This is a genomic window from Fluviicola sp. (assembly GCF_039596355.1).
Taxonomy (GTDB): Bacteria; Bacteroidota; Bacteroidia; order Flavobacteriales_D; family Crocinitomicaceae; genus Fluviicola.
Window position 1 is genome coordinate 48,248 of the sequence record NZ_JBCNJW010000016.1, and the last position, 20,268, is coordinate 68,515.

General features: G+C 43.0%; 19 protein-coding genes. 4 read left to right on the forward strand and 15 right to left on the reverse strand.

The window, feature by feature from the left end:
- Positions 1-23: 23 nt before the first annotated feature.
- A complete protein-coding gene (locus ABDV94_RS19425) occupies positions 24-1,358 on the reverse strand; it encodes a cytochrome c3 family protein (RefSeq protein WP_343748887.1) in 1,335 nt (444 codons plus the stop codon).
- A 322-nt stretch (positions 1,359-1,680) separates the two neighbouring features.
- Between ABDV94_RS19425 and ABDV94_RS19430 the strand changes: the two genes are divergently transcribed.
- The gene (locus ABDV94_RS19430) at positions 1,681-2,073 is read left to right on the forward strand and encodes a hypothetical protein (RefSeq protein ID WP_343748888.1); all 393 of its coding nucleotides are present in this window, start codon (positions 1,681-1,683) and stop codon (positions 2,071-2,073) included.
- Between the two features lie 207 nt (positions 2,074-2,280).
- Here the strand turns inward: ABDV94_RS19430 and ABDV94_RS19435 are convergent, their stop codons facing one another.
- Complete coding sequence (locus ABDV94_RS19435) at positions 2,281-3,462, reverse strand: TIGR03862 family flavoprotein (RefSeq protein ID WP_343748889.1); 1,182 nt, start codon at positions 3,460-3,462, stop codon at positions 2,281-2,283.
- A 1-nt stretch (position 3,463) separates the two neighbouring features.
- A complete protein-coding gene (purT, locus tag ABDV94_RS19440; protein WP_343748890.1) occupies positions 3,464-4,630 on the reverse strand; it encodes a formate-dependent phosphoribosylglycinamide formyltransferase in 1,167 nt (388 codons plus the stop codon).
- Between the two features lie 277 nt (positions 4,631-4,907).
- Here purT and ABDV94_RS19445 point away from each other — a divergent pair, with 277 nt between their 5' ends.
- The gene (locus tag ABDV94_RS19445; protein ID WP_343748891.1) at positions 4,908-5,708 is read left to right on the forward strand and encodes a polyphosphate polymerase domain-containing protein; all 801 of its coding nucleotides are present in this window, start codon (positions 4,908-4,910) and stop codon (positions 5,706-5,708) included.
- Positions 5,680-6,345, forward strand: coding sequence for a DUF4956 domain-containing protein (locus ABDV94_RS19450; protein ID WP_343748892.1), 666 nt, complete (start codon positions 5,680-5,682; stop codon positions 6,343-6,345). Before ABDV94_RS19445 ends, ABDV94_RS19450 begins: the two co-directional genes overlap by 29 nt.
- An 84-nt stretch (positions 6,346-6,429) precedes the next feature.
- Here ABDV94_RS19450 and ABDV94_RS19455 read toward each other — a convergent pair whose 3' ends face one another.
- Entirely contained in the window at positions 6,430-7,254 is an 825-nt protein-coding gene (locus ABDV94_RS19455) for a hypothetical protein (RefSeq protein WP_343748893.1), read from the reverse strand.
- 74 nt (positions 7,255-7,328) lie between these two features.
- On the opposite strand from ABDV94_RS19455, the gene ABDV94_RS19460 reads away from it, so the two are divergent.
- Positions 7,329-10,238: an AsmA-like C-terminal region-containing protein gene (locus ABDV94_RS19460; RefSeq protein ID WP_343748894.1), complete on the forward strand. Its 2,910-nt coding sequence runs from the start codon at positions 7,329-7,331 to the stop codon at positions 10,236-10,238.
- A 162-nt stretch (positions 10,239-10,400) separates the two neighbouring features.
- Here the strand turns inward: ABDV94_RS19460 and ABDV94_RS19465 are convergent, their stop codons facing one another.
- The 11 genes from ABDV94_RS19465 to ABDV94_RS19515 all read right to left on the reverse strand — a co-directional run.
- Positions 10,401-10,943 (reverse strand): hypothetical protein, encoded by a 543-nt coding sequence (locus ABDV94_RS19465; protein ID WP_343748895.1) that lies wholly within the window; start codon positions 10,941-10,943, stop codon positions 10,401-10,403.
- A 54-nt stretch (positions 10,944-10,997) separates the two neighbouring features.
- On the reverse strand, positions 10,998-11,420 hold the full coding sequence (locus tag ABDV94_RS19470) for a hypothetical protein (protein ID WP_343748896.1): 423 nt from the start codon (positions 11,418-11,420) through the stop codon (positions 10,998-11,000).
- Between the two features lie 49 nt (positions 11,421-11,469).
- Positions 11,470-11,859 (reverse strand): hypothetical protein, encoded by a 390-nt coding sequence (locus ABDV94_RS19475; protein ID WP_343748897.1) that lies wholly within the window; start codon positions 11,857-11,859, stop codon positions 11,470-11,472.
- Positions 11,860-12,013: 154 nt separating this feature from the next.
- Positions 12,014-12,643 carry a hypothetical protein gene (locus tag ABDV94_RS19480; RefSeq protein ID WP_343748898.1) on the reverse strand — a complete coding sequence of 210 codons (630 nt, stop codon included), beginning with the start codon at positions 12,641-12,643 and terminating at the stop codon, positions 12,014-12,016.
- A gap of 36 nt (positions 12,644-12,679) precedes the next feature.
- Entirely contained in the window at positions 12,680-13,186 is a 507-nt protein-coding gene (locus ABDV94_RS19485; RefSeq protein ID WP_343748899.1) for a hypothetical protein, read from the reverse strand.
- 111 nt (positions 13,187-13,297) lie between these two features.
- Positions 13,298-13,549, reverse strand: a complete 252-nt coding sequence (locus tag ABDV94_RS19490; protein WP_343748900.1) for a hypothetical protein — start codon at positions 13,547-13,549, stop codon at positions 13,298-13,300.
- A 26-nt stretch (positions 13,550-13,575) separates the two neighbouring features.
- The gene (locus ABDV94_RS19495; protein ID WP_343748901.1) at positions 13,576-13,821 is read right to left on the reverse strand and encodes a hypothetical protein; all 246 of its coding nucleotides are present in this window, start codon (positions 13,819-13,821) and stop codon (positions 13,576-13,578) included.
- 10 nt (positions 13,822-13,831) lie between these two features.
- A complete protein-coding gene (locus tag ABDV94_RS19500; RefSeq protein WP_343748902.1) occupies positions 13,832-14,206 on the reverse strand; it encodes a hypothetical protein in 375 nt (124 codons plus the stop codon).
- Between the two features lie 67 nt (positions 14,207-14,273).
- On the reverse strand, positions 14,274-14,819 hold the full coding sequence (locus ABDV94_RS19505) for an IS1 family transposase (protein ID WP_343748906.1): 546 nt from the start codon (positions 14,817-14,819) through the stop codon (positions 14,274-14,276).
- Between the two features lie 299 nt (positions 14,820-15,118).
- On the reverse strand, positions 15,119-15,727 hold the full coding sequence (locus ABDV94_RS19510; RefSeq protein ID WP_343748903.1) for a hypothetical protein: 609 nt from the start codon (positions 15,725-15,727) through the stop codon (positions 15,119-15,121).
- Position 15,728: 1 nt separating this feature from the next.
- On the reverse strand, positions 15,729-20,268 hold a 4,540-nt coding region (locus ABDV94_RS19515), incomplete at its 5' end, for an RHS repeat-associated core domain-containing protein (protein ID WP_343748904.1).

Below are 20,268 nucleotides of genomic sequence, written 5' to 3' on the forward strand. Positions count from 1 at the left end.
TTTGTTCTACTGTTCGAGATTGATTAATAGTGACATTTAGCACACTCCCAACCACCTAATTCTTTAACCGTTATTTTCTTATCCTCAAGGAACTTATTGTACAATTTTCTGTCTTTCAACAAACGGTTATGTATTTCGTTGTAATAATTGTTTCCTTTTGAATCCAGTGATCCTGCTGAGATTTCTTTCTCTGCGTGACACTCGATACACCATCCCATAGTCAACGTTGCTTTTGTCAACGGAATGTTTCCTTCTACTTTGTTCAACTCTGTTACCGGCTGAACTTTTGCAGTTTCGTTCATTTTCGTCATATCTCCGTGACACTGCTTACAGTCTACACCTCCTGCAACTACGTGTTGCTGGTGATTGAAGTAAACGTGATCAGGCAATACGTGTACTTTGTTCCAGATAATCTCCTTTGTTTTACCCGTGTAAACCTGTTTCGCCGGATCCCAACCTGCAGCTGCGTAAATCTTCGCGATTTTCTCTTGCTGCTCCGGAGTATTTCCGTTGATCTGCTTGTGACAGTTCATACACACGTTCACAGTAGGAATACCAGCAGTTCTTCCGTCAATTGCGGAGTTGTGACAGTATTTACAGTCGATTCCGTTTTTACCTGCGTGAATATCATGCGGGAATTCGATCGGTTGTGACGGATGGTAATCTTCCAATACACCGATGGAGTAAAGGGAAAGGAACAAGGACACGATCAATGAGATCACGATCACCAGACCTCCGATACCAACGTAACGTTTGTATTTCCAAGCCCATGATTTGAATTCCTGTCCGAAAGACAAGTCATCATTAACAGGCTGTCCGTCGTGTTCTCTTGTAGCATTTCTCAACTGGCGGCGAACTCCACCAACAGCCATGATAATCACCACAAAAACAACCCCCATCAGGATCCACACCCAGGACAAACCACCTTCTTCTACTTCAGCTGTGTCTCCACCAGCCACGTCACCTCCACCAGTTTTAGCAGCAGCAGGATCCGGTTGCGCATCGATGTAGTCAAAAATCGCATCGATTTCTTTCGTTTTCCCAGCCAGATCCGGGAACGTGTTCATCGCGGTAGGCTTTGTTTCAGAAACCTGTTTTGCATAAGGATCTGAAGCAGCCGCAACACTCCAGTTAGCTACCCATTGATAAATGGAACCTTCTTTTGCTCCACCGGACGCCCATTTTTCGCGGACATGAAACAGTTTTGGACCAGTACCATCCTTATGTGGCTGGTGACAAGTCGCACACTTTGCTTTAAATAAGGCTCCACCGTCTACTTGAGCGAAACTATCAAATGCACCAACAACAAACAGGGTTGAAAGCGCACCGATACACCATTGTTTTATACTTCTAAACATCTGATTATTAGATATTTTTGTTCCTACAATAAGTTGTCAATACTATGTTAACACAGCAATTAACGTTGGCAAATTTAGAAGAATAAGCCCATTCTGTGACAGTTTTATGACAATTTCTGCCCCTGATTTTTTAATTTAAAATGATTCTAAATAACTTTATTCTTTCACATTTGTTAACAATACCCTAATTTGCTACAACTTACATCGCAAAACGGGGCTTTCAGGCCTATTTTCCGGCACGATTTTTCTGAATGAATTCAATAGATTCAGACAAACGGAATCCCTTCAAAAAAACAACTAACTTTGCACAAAGCTTTTGGATATGAAAAACATGATTTTGCTTGCTTCTTTTATCGGATTTTCCATCGCGGGAAATGCTCAGGTAACGATTGTAAAAGACAGCCGGATTGATGAGTTGGTGCGCGCTCAGGGACAAGCAATCCCACCTGCAACAACACCTGAAATCAACGGTTACCGTTTACAGCTGACTTTTGACACCAGTAAAGGAACGATTGACGAGGCGAGATCGCGTTTTGCAGCCATGTTTCCGAAGGTAGACACCTACGTGGAATTCATTGCTCCGCACTACTTTTTGAAAGTGGGTGATTTTAGAACCCAGCTGGAAGCAGAAAAAGTAAAGGCAGCAACTACACAGCAATTCCCGACTTGTTTCGTCGTGAAAGAGAAGATTAATTTACCGCGGATCGACCAATAATTGCCACTTCTCGATACAAAGCCTCCATTCTTTCGGCTTCACTCGAAATGACAATTACATCATGTGTCACCCCGAGTTCGGAGTGCAACGGAGAGTATCGAGAGTTGACCAGGATATTATTTCCCCGGCAATTTCCGAATCTTTTCAACCCGTAAAACGAATTGAAAAAGGTTTTCCCTTTTAACTTCTCCCTTTTCACTTGTCAATTTATTGCGGTGACTGAACGGAGTCGAAGGCACGGGCAATTGACTTTCCAGCAACGTATCCACTCGAAACACAGCCCTGGATTAAATATCCGCCGGTCGGTGCATCCCAGTCGATCATTTCGCCGGCAACAAAAACATTCGGAAAACGATTCAATTCACCTGATTCGGAGATTTCAGAGTCTGCTACGCCCCCGGCACAGGAAATGACTTCTTCCAGCGGACGAAAACCTTTGATTCCAACGGCAAATTCCTTGATTGCCTTTGCCAATTCTTTCGGGTCGGTGAAACGTGCTTTCGAAACGAAATTTTTGATCCAGAAAACGGCAACTTCACCCAATTTCAGTTCTTTTAATCCCTGGGAAGGATTTTTCGCTTTTTTCAGGATTTCAACTACGCGTTGTTGCGTCATCTGGGGCTTGAAATCGATTTTAAAGACTGGTTTTTCCATCTTGCTCAGTGCACGGTTGATGGCATATGCCGGCTTTCCTTCCAAACCATAACTGGTACAAACCACGTCTCCCGCACAACGTTGATCGCCGCACGAAAGCACCACATTTTTGAGGATTTTCCCTTCCAGGTCTCCCAGCCAGTTGTCATACAGCTCCAACCCGGAATTACTTGCCCGGAATGGGTTGATTTGAATACCTTTTTCTTCAAAAAGTGTCGTCCAGACACCATCTGAACCGGTAACCGGCCAGGATTTTGCCCCCAATGCCAACACCAGGCAATCAAAGGGAATTTGCCCGGTCTTTCCGTTTTCTTCTACTTCAATTGCTGTTTCACTGAAGTTCACCAGGCGGCAATTCAGGCGGAATTGCACTTTCGGTTCCAAATGCTGTTTCCAGGCATTCAGCACCTGAATCGGCTTGATCTCATCCTCCGGGAAAATCTTACCGGAAGAACCCACTTTGGTTTCAATCCCGATCCGGTTCAGAAATTGAATGAAATCTTTGTTCGAGAACTTCCGGATAGCTTGTTTGATCCACACGGAGTCGTATTTTTCCAGTAATTCGGTTTTACTTTCCGAATGTGTAAGGTTGAACCCACCGTCTCCGGCCACGAGGAATTTCCTCCCGACACTGGCTTTTTGATCCAATAACAGGATTTCACAATCGCTCTTCAGCAATTGCGTTGCGGCCATTAGCCCTGCAGGACCACCGCCAATAATAATGATGCGCTTCAAATTAACGGTAGTTGATGGTAATTTTTTGCGCCAACTCTTTTGCTTTATCCGTAATCTGTGCCACTTCCTGGTCTCCGGAATACAATACCACTGCCATTCTGCGGTATGGTCTCGTGGTCGGTTTTCCAAAAATGCGCACATCCGAACCGGCTTCTTTCAACACGTCTTCCAAACCGAAAAATGTAGGTGCGTTGTCCGATTCACGATCTGCCAGAACCACTGCACTTGCCCCGTTTTTCAACGAAACGATAGATGGAATCGGCAACCCGAGGATGGCACGCGCATGCAATTCAAATTCGCTGAAATTCTGCGTTCCCGCCAGGGTAACCATTCCTGTGTCGTGCGGACGCGGTGATAATTCGGAAAAATAAGCTCCTTCTTTCGTGATGAAGAATTCAACTCCCCATAATCCGGATCCTCCGAGCGCTTTGGTTACTTTCGCTGCCATTTCCTGTGCTTGTTCCAGGTGTTCCGGATTCATCGGCATCGGTTGCCAGCTTTCCTGGTAGTCTCCCCGCTCCTGGCGGTGACCGATCGGCGCACAGAACAAGGTTTCACCGTTATTTTGAGTCACTGTTAACAACGTAATTTCGTAATCGAACGGAATGAATTCTTCCACGATCACTTCTTTCAAATCCCCGCGGGAACCTTCGATGGCGTAGGTCCATGCTTTGGAAATATCTTCCTGCGAACGCACCACGGATTGTCCTTTCCCGGAACTCGACATGAGCGGTTTGACCACGCACGGAATGCCGATTGCAGCAACTGCCTCTCCGAATTCTTCTGCGGTTTTCGCATAACGGTAATTGGCCGTTTTTACTCCGAGGTCTTTGGCCGCCAAATCGCGGATTGCTTTCCGGTTCATGGTGAAATTGGCTGCTTTAGCCGAAGGGATCACCTGGAAACCTTGTTTCTCGTACTCGTAAAACCGTTCGGTGCGAATGGCTTCAATTTCGGGAACAATCAAATCCGGACGGTGTTTTGCAACGATTGCATCAAGGGAAACCGCATCGAGCATGTTGATGACTTCAAATCCATCCGCTACCTGCATGGCCGGAGCATTTTCGTAACTGTCAACCGCAATCACGGTCTGACCCAATCGTTGAAGGGCAATTACCAGTTCTTTGCCCAGCTCACCCGAACCCAGGAGTAAAATTTTCTTTTGCATGCCACAAATTTAATTGAAAATGTATAATGGATTATTGAAAAGAAAGAGCCCAGACTTTTAATAAGCAAGACTTCAGGAGTCAGGACTGGACGACTAGGTATTCTGTCTTGTCTCTTGACTCCTGTCTCCTGAAGTCTTGCCCCCACCCCTTCTCTTTCATAAAAACACCTCCTCCAATTCACAAACGCCGCACTTTTTCAAGTATTTACCGCAAAAAACAATAAACTTGTGTTGAAAAACATACTGGTTCTCAATATTAATTATATTTGAACTTACTATGAAGGGAAAATTAACAGATATACTGCACTCATACCGTGGGATTTCGCTCGACGAACTCTCCCGTGCTCCCCTCATGAACCGGGTGGATGAAAAGTTTGCTTTTCCGCTTGAAAAACTGGAGTTTTTCCTGCTTTCCATGTTGCCTTATTACGATGTGCTGAATATTGACGGAAAGGTCATTTTCGATTACACCAGCCAGTATTTTGACAATGCGGATTACGATTTTTTCCGGGATCACCACAAATCGATTCCAAACCGCTTCAAAGTGCGCATCCGCACCTACCTCGACAGCAATAAGTCGTACCTGGAGGTAAAAGAACGTATTAAAGGGCGAACAGATAAAAACCGCATCGATATTTCCGGTTTCACTTCTTCCTTTTCGGACGAACAACTTTCGTTCCTGTTCGGGCAACTTCGAAAACAAATCGAACTGCAGCCGGTCATGATCAACAATTACCGCCGCATTACACTTGTGAATAAACACGCCGAAGAACGGCTGACCATCGATTTTGACATTACCAACGGCACACTGGACGATCCGAACTACAAAAAACAAACGCTTTCTTCGATTGCGATTGCAGAATTGAAACAACCCAAACTAGACCGGAATTCTCCGTTCTATCAATTGATGAAACGGGAATTGATTCGTCCGTTCCGTATTTCCAAATTTTGTTTCGGGATGATTGATTTGTATGATGAAAACAAGTTGAAATCGAACCGGTTCAAAGAAAAAAAACTACTGATACAAAAACTAATAAACAATTCATCACATGCTTCTCTCCCATCAGCCGGATTTTAAATTATTCGGCATCTCCTTTTTCAACGAAGACCTGTATGCCCTTCTTTTCAGAATGACCGTGAACCTGATCGTACTGGTGATCCTCATTCGGTTCATGTATTATTCCAAAGCACGAAGAAAAGATTATCTCTTCACCTATTTCCTCATTGGAATGATTACGTTTTTCCTGTGTTTCGGTTTGAAAAAACTGGATATCGACACCGGAATGGGTCTCGGCTTGTTTGCCATTTTCGGAATCCTGCGCTACCGCACCGAAGGCATTGAGATCAAGGAAATGACTTACCTGTTCCTGGTGATCGGGTTATCGGTGATCAATGCACTGGCTTCGAACAAGATTTCGCTGGCAGAAATGGGGTTGATGAACGGCTGTCTGATCCTGCTCACCGCCGGACTGGAATATTTGTGGCTGCTCAAACACGAAACGCGCAAGATTATTATTTACGACCGCATTGACCTGATTCAGCCGGAAAAATACAACGAGCTGATGGAGGATGTTCAGAAACGCACCGGGTTAAAAATTAACCGCGTGGAGATCGGGAAGATTGATTTCCTGCGGGACGTTGCACAAATCATGATTTTCTACGACGGAGATATTCAGTCGTTCGGAACGGGCTCCGGGCCGAGTGATCTGGAGTAAAATAATTGCTGTCAGGACTTCATGAGTCCTGAGCCAGGATAAAAAAGGTGCCTTCGACTCCGCTCGGGCACCTTTTTCAATATATTACCAATTGATCTTTTTCTTTTCCTTAGCGGGTTTCGCTTCTTTTGCTTTGGTGGGTTCCGAAAAATGAACCGCCAGTCCGAAACGGACATTCAAGGCGTTGAACCACTGCTTGTGCGGTTCCTGTTTTGCGAAGATGTTCGTTACTCCCAGCGAATACGCCGGAATGGCATATGCAGAAAGGTAGCGGTTGAAACGGTACTGCAAACCTGCGGAAAACAACACGCTCAATCCTACCGTATTCAATTCTTCAATACTCCTGGAATCCGTTGTGGTGGAGTTGTTCTTGGAATCCGTTACGGTTGTCTTGGTTTTCAAACTCAATGGAATAAACGGCTGAATTCCCGCACCGGCTAAGAACTGAACGCGCTTTCCATAAGTAAAATACAACTGAACGGGAATTGCCAGCATGTTGTATTTGCGGTCATACGTAAACGCGCTGTCGTTGATCGTGGATTTGTATGCATACGATTCACCGTAGCGATCATAGGATAACCCCGCTTCAATGGTCAGGAAACGGTGGATACGGTTCCGGATTCCGGCCTGGTAAGTCCAGCGGTTCACCATCTGTTCATCGGCACGGGTTCCAAGCGGTTTTCCAAACAAATCTCCGTTCGGCTCAATGCGGTGTGAACCGAAGCTGTAGCCCGCACCTAAAAAAACGGTGAAATCCATTAAACCTTTATCCAGTTCAGATTGCTTATCTGCGGCCTTATTTTCTGTCTCTTCCTTCTTTTTCGGATCAGATACTTTTCCGGTAGAGATTTGAGCAAAATTGACAAAAGGGCTAAAAATTAATAACGTTAGGACTGTTAATTGTTTCATGAAAAGCTTATTTTCGTAAGAATGTAAAGATACACTCTTTAGTTAAAAAATTGGTTATACTTAAAATACCCACGATGTCGAAAAAAGAAAAATTGCCAAAAAAGAAGAAAAGTTTCATCCGCAGACTTTTTAAGTGGACGGGATTAACCATCTTGTTCCTGCTCATAGCAATCATTGTTATTCCGATCATTTACAAGGATGAGATCAAGGAATTGGTGCTCAAGGAAATCAGTAAATCATTGAAAGCTGATGTCACAATCAGAGATTTCGATTTAACCTTCCTGTCGACCTTTCCCAACGTCACTATCCAGTTGTATGATACGAAGGTAACAGGTAGAACGGAATTTAAGGGCGTAGAGTTGGCAAATATCAAAACTATTGAGGCACATGTAGGATTATGGGATGTAATCGGTGGAGATGAGATCAAAATCAGGGAAGTACATATCTCCGATGCCAAGTTTGATGTGCGCGTGGATCCGGAAGGAAAAGCCAATTATGACATCGTGATTCCGACTGAAGAACAACCAGCCGATACGGAACCTTCAAAGTTCAAATTATCGTTGCAGGAATACTCTTTGAGCAACATTCAATTGGTCTACGACGACCAGGCTTCGGACATGTATGCCAATATCAAAAACCTGAACCATACCGGAGAAGGTGATTTGACCGCTGATGTGATTGATTTCGTGACGAGCACCCAGATGGATGAGCTGACGTTCGAAATGGAAGGACTGAGCTATTTGTCGAAAGTGAAAACAAACGCAGATGTGAACCTGTTGATGGAATTCAAGCAAGATGACTCCAAATTCACCCTGAAAGAAAACAGCTTTGCACTGAATAACTTCAACCTATCGTTGGACGGATTCTACCAAATGCTGAAAGACCACGACCAGATGGATTTGAAAATGAATACCAAGCAAATCAGCTTCAAGGATTTATTGTCACTGGTTCCGAGTTTCTACCAAAGTGGCTACGAAAGCATGGTGGCGAAAGGTGATCTGAAACTGAAAGGGGAAGTAAAGGGCCGCATGGACGACAAAAACCTTCCGGGATGGGATTTCGGACTGAATGTAAAACAAGCTTCGATCAAATACCCGGATCTTCCGGGCTCTATCAGCAACATCACGGTGGACGCCGGATCGCAATTTGAAGGTGGTTCGAACCTGGATAAAATGACAATCGACGTGACGAAGTTCCACTCTGAATTTGTAGGAAACCTCATTGACGCAAACCTGAAACTGCGCAACCCGATGACCGATCCATTGATTGATTCCAAAGTGAAGGCAAACGTGAACCTGGCAACGATCGGGAAAGTGATGCCGCTTGCGGAAGGTGAATCCTACAAAGGAAAACTGAATGCAGATGTGTCCCTGAACGGACGCATGAGCGCCATTGAAACGGAGCAATACCAGAAATTCAATGCCCTGGGCGTAATCGAATTGTTTGATTTCCTGTATAAATCCAAAGACCTGAACGAGGATGTGAATGTGAAAGACCTGACTTTCCGTTTCAGCCCGCAGAACCTTTCCCTGGAAAAAATGAATGCTACGATGGGTAAATCGGACTTTGCCGTAAACGGGAAGATCGACAACTACCTGGGTTATTTATTCGGAAACAAGAAGGAAGACCAATTGCTGAAGGGTGCGTTTAACTTCAACAGCAACAACCTCGACCTGGATCAGATCATGGGTGTTTCTACGAGCACTTCTACGGCAAGTGCGGCTGCATCTGCAGAACCTGCTCCTGTAGATCCGAATGCGGAACCGCTCCTGATTCCTGAAAACGTGGATTTCAATCTGAATACCAACATTCAGAAATTGCGCTACAACGGGATTGATGTAAATAAGATCAGCGGAAATGTGAATATGAAGGAAGAAGTGGCTTCCCTGAACGGACTGACGATGAGCACCATGGGTGGAACCGTTGGTCTGAGAGGAAGCTACAGCTCGAAGGATCACAACAAACCGGCTATCGACCTGGGCTACAACCTGAAGGAAATCGATATCCAGGAGATTACTTCGCACTTCCTGACAATTGAGAAACTGGCACCGGTTGCCAAGTATGCAAAAGGAAAATTCAGCTCGAGCCTGAACCTGAAAGGTGATTTGACCAAGGCTTTGGAGCCGGTGTACAACACCCTGACGGGAGACGGGGACTTGTTTACCAACCTGGTAACCGTGAGCGGATTTGAGCCGTTGAAGAAACTGGGCGAGTCGTTGAGCATCGATAAACTATCGAACCAAACGTTTAAGGATGTAAAAGCCTTCTTCAGCTTTGCAGACGGGAAAGTGACGATGAAAAAACCGTTGAAGATCAAACTCAGCGGGATTGACACCGAGGTAACGGGTTCTACGTCCTTTACGCAGGATATCGACTACAAAATGGCCATGCAGTTCCCGAAATCGATGATTCCTGCCGGAATTCTCAAAACAGCAGAACAAGGCTTGGCGAAGGTGAACGGAATTTCCCCGAAACTGAACCTGGGAAGCATTCCGGATATGATCCCGGTGAATGCCCTGGTTGGCGGAACAGTAACCAAACCGGTCATTAAAACCGACCTGAAAGAGGCAATTCTGAAAGCGACCGGAAACCTGAAGGAGAACCTGAAAGAGCAAGGAAAGGAAATGCTCAACAAGGCGAAAGATTCCGTAAAAACGGTGATCGACAACAAGGTGAAGGAAGTGAAAGAAGACCTGAATAAGAAGAAGGATGAAATTATGGCCAACGCGCAAAAAGAGGCCGACAAACTGAAGGCTGAGGCGAAAAAAGCCGGTGATCAGCTCCGTTCGGAAGCCGACAAGCAGTGTACGGATGCCATGGATGCTGCCGGAAGCAACCCGCTCAAGAAAAAGGCAGCAGAATTGAGCTGTAAAGAACTGAAGAAAAAAGCCGACAGCAGTGCAACCAAACTGGAACAGGAAGCACAAACCAAGGCAGACAATATTATGAGCAAAGCCCAGGAAAAGGCCGATGCTGTGAAGTAAGCTTCAATCAATAAAAACCGAAAGGCCCGTTTGTGAAAATGAACGGGCTTTTTTGTGGATGGAGGTTAGACTGAAATGCATCTTTAAATAGCCACGAATGCACGAATTTTCAGCTCGCCTAATCCCGAAGAAATCGGGACAGGCAGGACTCGCTAATTAGGATTACAATCGTTTGGAGTAGTTTTTCAACTTCGGTTGAACACTATCGGATGGAATGGTATCAACTGATTTATCATACTCCTTTTCACGCTTAATGAGCTCTTCCTCATATTTTCCCCAATAAATCCGATCACCACTTAACTGGCTGGCATCTTGTACCTGATTTAGAATCGCTGTATCTTTAACTAAGGTTAGATTCTCAGGGTTTACTATTTTAAAAACGTTATGATAAGAATCATAATTGAAAAACACCATCAATTGAGTACTATCCGTATTGGAAGTTCTAAATAAATGAAAAATCACATATCCACCTGGCCATCCGGATTTTCCCAGGTCGAGTTTTAGTTCTTTATCTTCCTTTGTCAACGTCAGCTCCGGTTTATAGGACACATCGTTAAAACCAACATCATCGCCATGAATAAATACATCGACATCTATCCCGTTGTTTAGTTTGATGATTTGATGTATGTCTTCGTCTTCAGCACATGCATACACGAGACCTGCCAATAAAGTCGCGATGATCGATTTCATGAGCATTTTTTCCATCTTCCGTGATTTTATCAGAGGCATTTTAAAGGTGTTTATCGGATTTAAAGATACTTATTCATCGGCAACTTGCTTCAACCCCATTCCGCCAATCTCCACAAAGCCCTCAAACGGATCGCTGAACAACAGCGGCGTTCCCTGTTCCCGGTAATCGACTTCTATAACCTGAACGAATTCCGAAAGGATCTGGTACAACAGATCCGGTTCTTTGTAGGAAATATCCAGTAGAAACGGTTTTTTTTCTCCAAAGAAGCATTTCAGAAACTCCTGCTCGCGCAGATCGTAGTTTATCCTCAACTCCTCCTCCAAATCATTCTCAAAGTGGAGATAAAACGCCATTTTATCCTCAGTGGTCGATTCGAAGTAAATCGTGTCATCGTCTTTACCCGTGAAGCGGATGCTTTGATCCCGAAAGAAGCTTTCGATGAGCTGATCGATTAACTGCTTTTCCAACGAAAAAACTGAAAAGATTTCCATGTTGTATTTTGATTGAATTTAGAAAGAACACTGATGATATTTATATCACCTACCGATCATCACCCATTGGCATTGAATTCCAACCATTCTCAGGAGCAATTGTGTTTTTTGGAACCATCGGATAATCTATAATTTTAAAAACCGTTGGATCTTTTGTAGAAAACCGGATAAATAATCGATCCCCCTCATTTACTTCTCTATTAAAAGAATTATCAATTGTAAATCCTAAATCATATGTCTTATTTTCATATTTCAAATAGAAATGTGCCATTGGATCACCGTTGTCAAAATATTGCTTTTTTTCAACTTTAATGATTGTAAATCTCGAGCCGTTATTTAATTCTGAGTTTATTCGCCATTTTTTATAAAAAATCGTTCCTGCAATAAGAATCAGTATAATTACTATCCCCTGAAATCCTTTTTCCTTAAAAACATTCATTGTTAAAACGGTTTGCGTAAAGGTGTATTCATTTCCATGTTTTATCTATAATCAATAAAGTGGTCAATCCAAGTACAATTCAACTGGCGATTGACATGAACAGTAAACGATATTACCAGGCAAAATACAAATACTTGTTCTTTTCGTGAAATGATCATTTGGGATAGTTTTTTAATGAATCGGAATCTTTTGCTTTCACAAACATTCTGGAAATATCTCCCCACTCGTTACAGCCCATACAGGGTGGCTCAAACCGGGAAGTTGCTCTATACGAAATGGTATCGATAGACTTTCCGGAGAAATGTACCAACCACGTGAATTCCGAACCACATCTCTCCTTCTCAGCATATTGCATCCGCTCTTTTTTCAGGATTTTTCCAAGGTTTCTTCCCGATTTTCTTCCAAAATAATTATCCGTATTGCGATCAACAAAAAACCGGTAATTCTTTACCACAACTATTTCATTGAAAAACAACTTTTCCAGATCAGGGGAATCAATGTTGTAGGATTCAATCAGGAGTTTCAGTTCATTATTTGCCCTGGTTTCCATGATTTGGATATACCCGACAGTCGGAGTACAATGCAAATACTTCCGGTTCAACCTTGCAAAGCTGTCCAACACCTGTAACAAATCAGCATTATTGACCGTTATGGCTTCCAGGTTTCCATCCGTAAAAGAGTCTTTTGTTGAAGTTGTTTCATGTTTTTTACTACTCGTGCAGGAATAAGCGAAACAAGCTGCAAGCAGTATCAGAAAAACCGGTTTGTAAAGAGAAATACTCATTTCACTGTTTCGATTTAAAAGTGATGATGGATAAACCTACCCTGATATTACGACTACACATCTATTATGCAAAATATTAAAATTCATCTCTAGAAAATCTTCAGATTCAAGCCATCTTTTGCGAGATAATTTTGAGCGGAATGTAAAACTCTTTTTGTGCCTTTTCTTTATTTTTTCCGCATCAAATTCCTCTTTAGAAAACAACAGCACAACAAATTCAAAATTTGGAGATGTTTCAATAATGCGTTTTATGTGCTCGTCCTTAGTCGAGGAAAAAAACAACACTAAATTAATCTCCTTTTTATCATTAAACGCAATGTTCAAATAATGTTTCGTTTCAAGTTTTTTTATACCTAGAATGTATGTTTCATGAATACGATACTGATGTGAATCAAATACTTTATAAAATCCATTTTTCCACACTCCAATCATACCAAAGAAGTTGTATTTAGATTCAAAATCAGGAACATTTATATGCGCTTGAATAGCATCAAGTAAATGACTCTCTTCAAAAAAATTGAAATCAAATGAAAAATTTTGCATTGTTAAAATTTTAAACCAAACATGATTTTATGCGTTTCCATTTTCTTATCATTTAGGCACTTTAACTTCACCTATTCTCGAGTTGACTACTTGTAAGGTTATGATTCCCATTTATTCTGAATGAGCGAGTATTTTTAATTCCTTAAAAACGGCATCTCCATCGCAATTTTCAATTATTTCTCTTAAAATACCAGATTCTAATTCTTTTGATACACGACCAGAGTTAATCATTTTCAAATCGCCTAAAAATCGTATGATTAACTCATAATCTTCTCTAGAAATTAGAGAATTGTATTTTCCTGATGGATCATCAATCTTATCATAAATTGATCCGAAAAAGGTGATTTTATTTAATGTTAACATATTACTAAAAATGATTAATAATCTCCTTAACTGATGTCATAACGCCTGATAAACAGATTCTTTTCATCAAGAATTTTCAATTCCGTTTTATCCGAACTCATAAAAATTTTCATTATCCCAATAGAATCTATACTCACTTCTCTTTCTACCGCCTCAGGATTTGAATAATCTTCAACGATGATTACCGGACCTTCATACTTTGGAAATACATGAATTTCAATTTGACCATTCGTACAACCAGATAACAAAAAAATAAATATTAATAATCTCATACCTATACCCTCAGAACAAAAAGTAAACATTTTTATCCTGATCAATCGCCCATTTCAATAGATCAATCAATTGTAAAACTTTGACTGAGCAAACATGATTTCTACAAAAATCTTCGATCTCAATCAAACAATTTTGTTTGACCTCATTTGAATCAATAATATCATCCTCATACATTCCAATCATAGAATCATTCTGTTCGTTAATAATATCCAGAATCTTTACTACCGAATTTTCGAGTAATTCTTCCTCTGAAAGGATTATTTCATTTTCAACAAACGTCTTTCTATCATCGGAAAAGAAGATACTTCTGGCCTTAATAAGACCAAAGCTCTCATCGTGGATGCTATTATTAAAAACAACAATGGGGTAATCCTTTATGTACATAAATCTGTATTCGTAAACGCTTTTGAAAATACTAAAAACCATTCACACTTCTCATATTTGCGCATTTTCAAGTCCAAAAATAGATTTTTACCACTGCAAACAACACGACTGCTGATTTCGAATAACAGATGGTTCTCCGGTTTAAGCGTTTTAAGTGAGTTCGCAGGTTGAGGTTTTGCCGCTCAATGTGGTTGATACCTCGATTTTTGGTGGAATGCATTTTTTTCGGAATCAGTTCTTTGTAACTATTCAGCTTATCGGTTATGATTTGATTAGCATCGGACAAAAGTAACGTTAAAATAATTCTTTTCAGATTGCTTTTTGTTCTTCTTCCGACCACAATATCAATGACGGCCCCGGTTTTTGGGTGAAGGGAATAGGCGATACAAATGCGGTTGGTTTTATTTCCGACATAGGTAAATAACTCATCGACCAGGTAAGTTTGTCCAAACAAAAGAGTCGAAGGTCTCTTAACTGTTCCTGCAATTTTTAGGATCCTTCTAATCACCGTTGAGGGTAAAAGGGAAAGTATGCGGGCAATACTCCGGATCCCACAGCTTTCTTTAACCAGCTGGGTAATACGGTGTGATCTTCCACTAACCTGGAGCGGTATTTAGATTCCAGGCGCTGGTATTTCAAGCAATTTCTGCATTGATAAACTTGAACTTCCCGCTGCTTTCCTTTACGAATACACATTCCATCGCAATACCGACAGTTCATTCAGGTGATGATTGATAACACATAGCACGAACTTACTGCATTTTGAGCATTCAGAATGACTTAAAATGAAACAAGTGAGGGATGAGCCTCACTTGTTTTTTAATTAGACATCAAAATCGCATCTCAAAATCAATCTTTTAAGCAGTTCCAATTTTCAAAAGTGATAATTGATAACACTACCCACTACCCCAACTATTTTATTTGAATTCCTAATAATTTTTCACTATCAGAATTTGGATCACTAACTAATGACAATCTGTTATGACTATTCTCAAAACTAATAGACATCAGTGTATCGAAATAAATAAATCCACAAAACTTCAGCCCTTTTAAATCCAACTTAGATAACTGAAGATCAAAGTCATTAAAATCAATTTCGTTTTTCAAACTATCATCCAACATATTATAGAGTTGACTTCTATCTTTTTGTAATTTTGATAACATTAACTCATCTTTCTCTATTTTTTTCATCAATCTGGATAGTTGCTCTTGAGAAACAAATGCAACAACTTCATTATTCTCCTTTAGTGTATAGTTTTGGAATTGCAATCCTGACGACTTTAACCTTGAACAATAATCAACAAACATTTTTCCACGTAATAAGTCATCAGATAAACTATTTTGAATAGATATCTCCAGCTTCTTTTCTTGATCGTTAATGATATCAACCGTTAATTGACATTTATACTCCGAAGCTATCGATTGATTAATCTCATTTATTATTTGAATTTCCTTCACTTTTGATTGATCCGTGCATCCAACTATAATAAGAATGCTTATTGCTAGAATTTTATTTTTCATATTAAAATAGTTTTTTTTCTGTTTTCTTCAATTCCGTTTCTATTGATACCTTTACAGATGGTTTAGATGGTGCAGTAATTCCTAAAGAAAGTTTATTCTCTCCATTTGAATTTGTACTAACAACTGTTTTAAAAAAACCATATTTACCATCTGTCTTAAGGGCCACATTTGGCTTATCTTTTGATCCCACATTAAAATAAAAATCAAACATTAATGATGGCGCACCAATGTCCACTCCATTTGACACATTAGTTGTTAAACTTGTCCTATTGAAACTCCATAAACTTCCACTACCGTCCCCATTTTCTTTTAAAGTAAGTCCATAATCATACTTTATCGCCCCAATTGTAATAGAAGGACCATTAAGTTTTACTTCAACTTTTTCAAAAGGACCATGTCCTTCCAACCATTCATAATGAGTAGGATCTGACTCATAGTAATTACTTCCATGTACAAATGAAGCTGTAGTAGAAAGAGGTGGGGCTGGATTAGGTTTAATCCCTTTAAAAACCTTGTTCAACTCAGAAACTGTAGGTTTATTATCAACATTGTAGTGAGGAGAAGCGTATCCTTTCGTACCATCTTCATTTCTCAAATAATATTCTAAATGATGTGTTTTCCCATTTGGCTCCCCATGGGGCTGGATAACCAATTTAATAACGTCTTGTTTCAACCCTTCCACTTCCTTTACACTTATAAGAACTGAATTTCGCGTTTTGCCATCATTTGTATACCAAATTTTATATGTATAAAGAGTTCCTTCTAAACCTTCCAATTCAATCATATATATTGGGCTATTACTACTGAATTGGTATGGGGTCAAGTTAGGATATTGTATATTCAACGGATCAATAGCAAAAAATCTGCCCAATCTAGGATCATGCATTCGATATTCATAATTCAATGAATTCCCCTCTCCCTTAATCTCATCATCATGCTCCTGTCCCTGGAAAGAATAACGATACTCATTCCCCTTAATTCCCCAGCTGATCGTTCTTCCATCCAGCTGCACACCGAACGGAGAATAATCCGATACCTGGTTGAGGCCCACTACATAGGAAGCAATGCTCGTTTCATCCGTACTGAACGGGTAAACAATGTCGGAAATCACTGTCAGCACATTCCCTAAATGATTGCTCAATTCATAGCTCCGGTTCCCTGCCCAGCCGTAGCTCGGTAATGGATGCGGGTCAGCCATATTCACCGTATCTCCGGTTGCTCCCAAACGGCTGGAACCATAGATATTGCGCTCTGCCAGGTAGAAATTAGATTCCCGTTTCGTTACCGTATGCTCGTACATACTCAATTGATTCCCCTGCGGGTCCAGAATATAATATGTCGATTTCTCCAGCATCCAGTCTTCGTTGTTATACACGTGCTTGGCAATGCGCTGCCCCAGTGAATTGTAGTCGAAAGATACGTTTTTCTTTTCAGAACCTGCCGTGCGGATAATTTCTTTCACTTTTCCGGTTACCGTCCAGATAATCGAATCAATCTCTTCCTGGCGGTCTTTTACCAGGCGTCCTTCCTTGTCATACACATAATTGTTGCTGCCATTGATGGTAGCCAACGCAGCGTCGAAGAGACCCATGTCGTCAATATCCGTGCTGTCTACCCCTGCACCAATATTGTCATTTACGTGATACAAGCAGTTGCGCACCAGGCGGTCGTTATCGTCCCGCTGATAACGATACGTTAAATCCTCGATCTGTGTTCCATCCCGCTTGTGGCGCTGCTGCGTGAGGATGTTCCCCATCGCGTCGTAGGCGAACGCATTGAAATATTCGTCCCGGTAGCTATCCGGCTTCCATTCGGTATCGCTGTAACCCGTTTCAAAACTGCGGCTTTCCGCCAATCGATTCAATTGATCGTAGCGGTACGCATTGAGCATCGGCATCGCTTCCCGGGTTTGCGGGTTCAGAATCCGGGTTTCCATGTAGCGGATATTCCCGTTGTACAAATCCGAACTGTAGCCGGCAGCCACACTACCGGTATTCACCGGAGCCAATGGAACCGCTCCAGAGATCGCCATGTAATCGCCTTCATAGTAATGCAGTCCGAAATGGTACACGTCTTTGGCAAACAGGGCATTGATTCCTGTCGGATCGCTGTCTTTTCCCGGATCGGGGAAATTTTCTTTTAAATCGGAGCCGTTCACGCTTTTAATCCAACCCTGGAGGTTGTAGATATAATCGCTACCCTGGAGGTTGTTCTGCCCGATCTCTACCCGCGCCAGCGGACCGTGATCGTAGAAATAGTACTGTGCATCGCGCTGCCAGTCGGCATTGGCGAGCAGCTCGTTTTCCTTGTTTTGGGTCAGCCTGCCGATCGGTGTCAACGGTTCGTGTGTATTCGTATAGACGCGGCGCAGGCGGTTGTCTGCATCATAGGTATAGGCGTGATGCCACTGGTCTGCTGCTCCGGCCTGCACACTCATGCGGTGCACGTTTCCGCTCAACAGGTCGTAGGAATAATCCAGGCGCTTGAAACGCTCCGCTGCCAGGGAAGCAAAATCGGTTGCCATTTTCCGGTTATCCTGGATCAGCGTTTTTACATTTCCGTGAATGTCGTAGCTGTAATGTGTGGCATGATCGTAGGTCTGATCATTGCCGTCGTATGTTTCCTCGTAGGTGGTATGCACGATGCGCAGGCGCTGGGTCAACAGATCCGCGCTCAAGCCGGTAATGCCGCTGATCGCTACATTGTCATAATACGAACGGGTCACTTCTTTGCGTTCTCCGCCGGCAGTGATCCAGATACCCAGACGCACATCATCAATGGTCGCCGGGTTGAAATACCCGCTCACGGTGGTTCCGAAGATTCCTGCAAATTGCAATTCGGTATCCGGGTTTTCTGTTTTTTCACCCGCTTCGTACACCCTTCCAAGTGCGTCATACAACAGGTAACTGTATTTTCCTTCCTGCTCCTGGCGGGAGTTTCTGCTCACCACCAGACGTCCCAGGCGGTCATACCAGAAACGGTTCGAATAACGTCCGCCGGCATCGTAAATGCAGCGCACATACGGAGTGGTCGCACTTCCGGACACCGGGTTTTCACCCCCGATCAGCACGCCGGTCGGGGAAGTCACTGCAAGCGCATAGATATTCGCTCCCGATACACCCATCGGATCACCGGAAGCCAGGTTACGCACTTCCCAGGTTGCCGATTCCATATAACCGGAAGTGGAAATCGTTGCGTTGGTACTTTTGTAATACACCCCGCCGTTCCCCACGATGATCCCGTTCAGGTTGTCTAAAAAGGCCAGTGCCTTGAAATCGGTTGAAGGAAGCCCGGTAGAATAACTCAACAGCGTTCCTGAAGCCGTGTAGTGCTTGTATAAACCACCGTCTCCCACGAGAATATGGTCTCCGTTGGCAAATACCTGCAGGGCATTCACCGGGTTGGAACCGGAAAGCGTGTGAACGGTTGTTGGAATCAGCGAAGTCAGGTTGACTTTGCGCACCAGGTTTCCGTCCACGAAAAAGAGATTCTGATCGTTGGTTCCTGCTGCAAGGGCTTTGACATCGGTTGCCGCAAAAGCAGTAACAGTCAAATCCGTATTCGCATTGTAAAGCAGGGTATTTCCCGATCCGAACAAAAGCGATTTTCCTCCGGCAAGTGTCCAGACTTTTCCGTATGTTGCCGCAGGAATGGTCGTACCGGCAGGCTTCACCAGGTTCCAGCTTCCGCCGGCATTCGTCGTGGAGCGCACCACAAAGTTTTTGGCAATCAGCGTAGCCGATGAAGCGTCTTTGAAATGTATGTCTGCAATTCCCGGGATAAATACATGCTGGTTGATCAGCGCCGTGGCTCCAAACTGTTCCTGGATGCGTCCGCCGCCGCCGCAGATCAGGACGTTCTCAGAACTTACTTTCACTGCCGCACCATAGAAGTCAACGCTTCCCTGCGCAATCACGCTCGGAGAAACGCTTCCGGTTCCATAGGCCAAAGGAGAATAGACGAGCGCGCCGCCAGCTCCCACAGCAAACAGGCGTTTGTTCTGTGTAAGAACGATGCTATACAAATCACGGTTTGCAAGAGCACCCGCAATGGTTTGTCCCGAAGCAGTCGTCATATCCGTCATCGTCAGCGAAGCATACCCACTGTGTGTTCCCTGCTTCGCCAATCCGTTCTCCCCCACAAGATACACCAGTGTATTGTTTACATACGCATCGTAAATGGCTTCGTTCACGGAATTGTTCATGCGTGCAAAGGTGTTGGAAGAAGTCGGGTCAAACTGGTAAGCCAGTCCGTCTTTTCCGAACGCCAGTAGTTTCGTCAGAGTTGCATCCCGTTTCAAACGGTTGATCTGATCCGGGTACACTTTCAAGGTCTGGTCGCTGGAAGCCGAAATCGCCGTTCCGACCGCATTCAATGCCAGGTATGCCGTATTTCCGGTCGTAGAAGCAAGCGCCAAACGCTGTCCTCTGGCACTCAGCAAGTGCGTGGTAAACGGAAGCGAGCCGCCGGTGATCGTTGTGACCGTCAACGTAGCATCCATATTGACACGCAACAGCGAGCTTGTACCTGTTCTGGCAAGG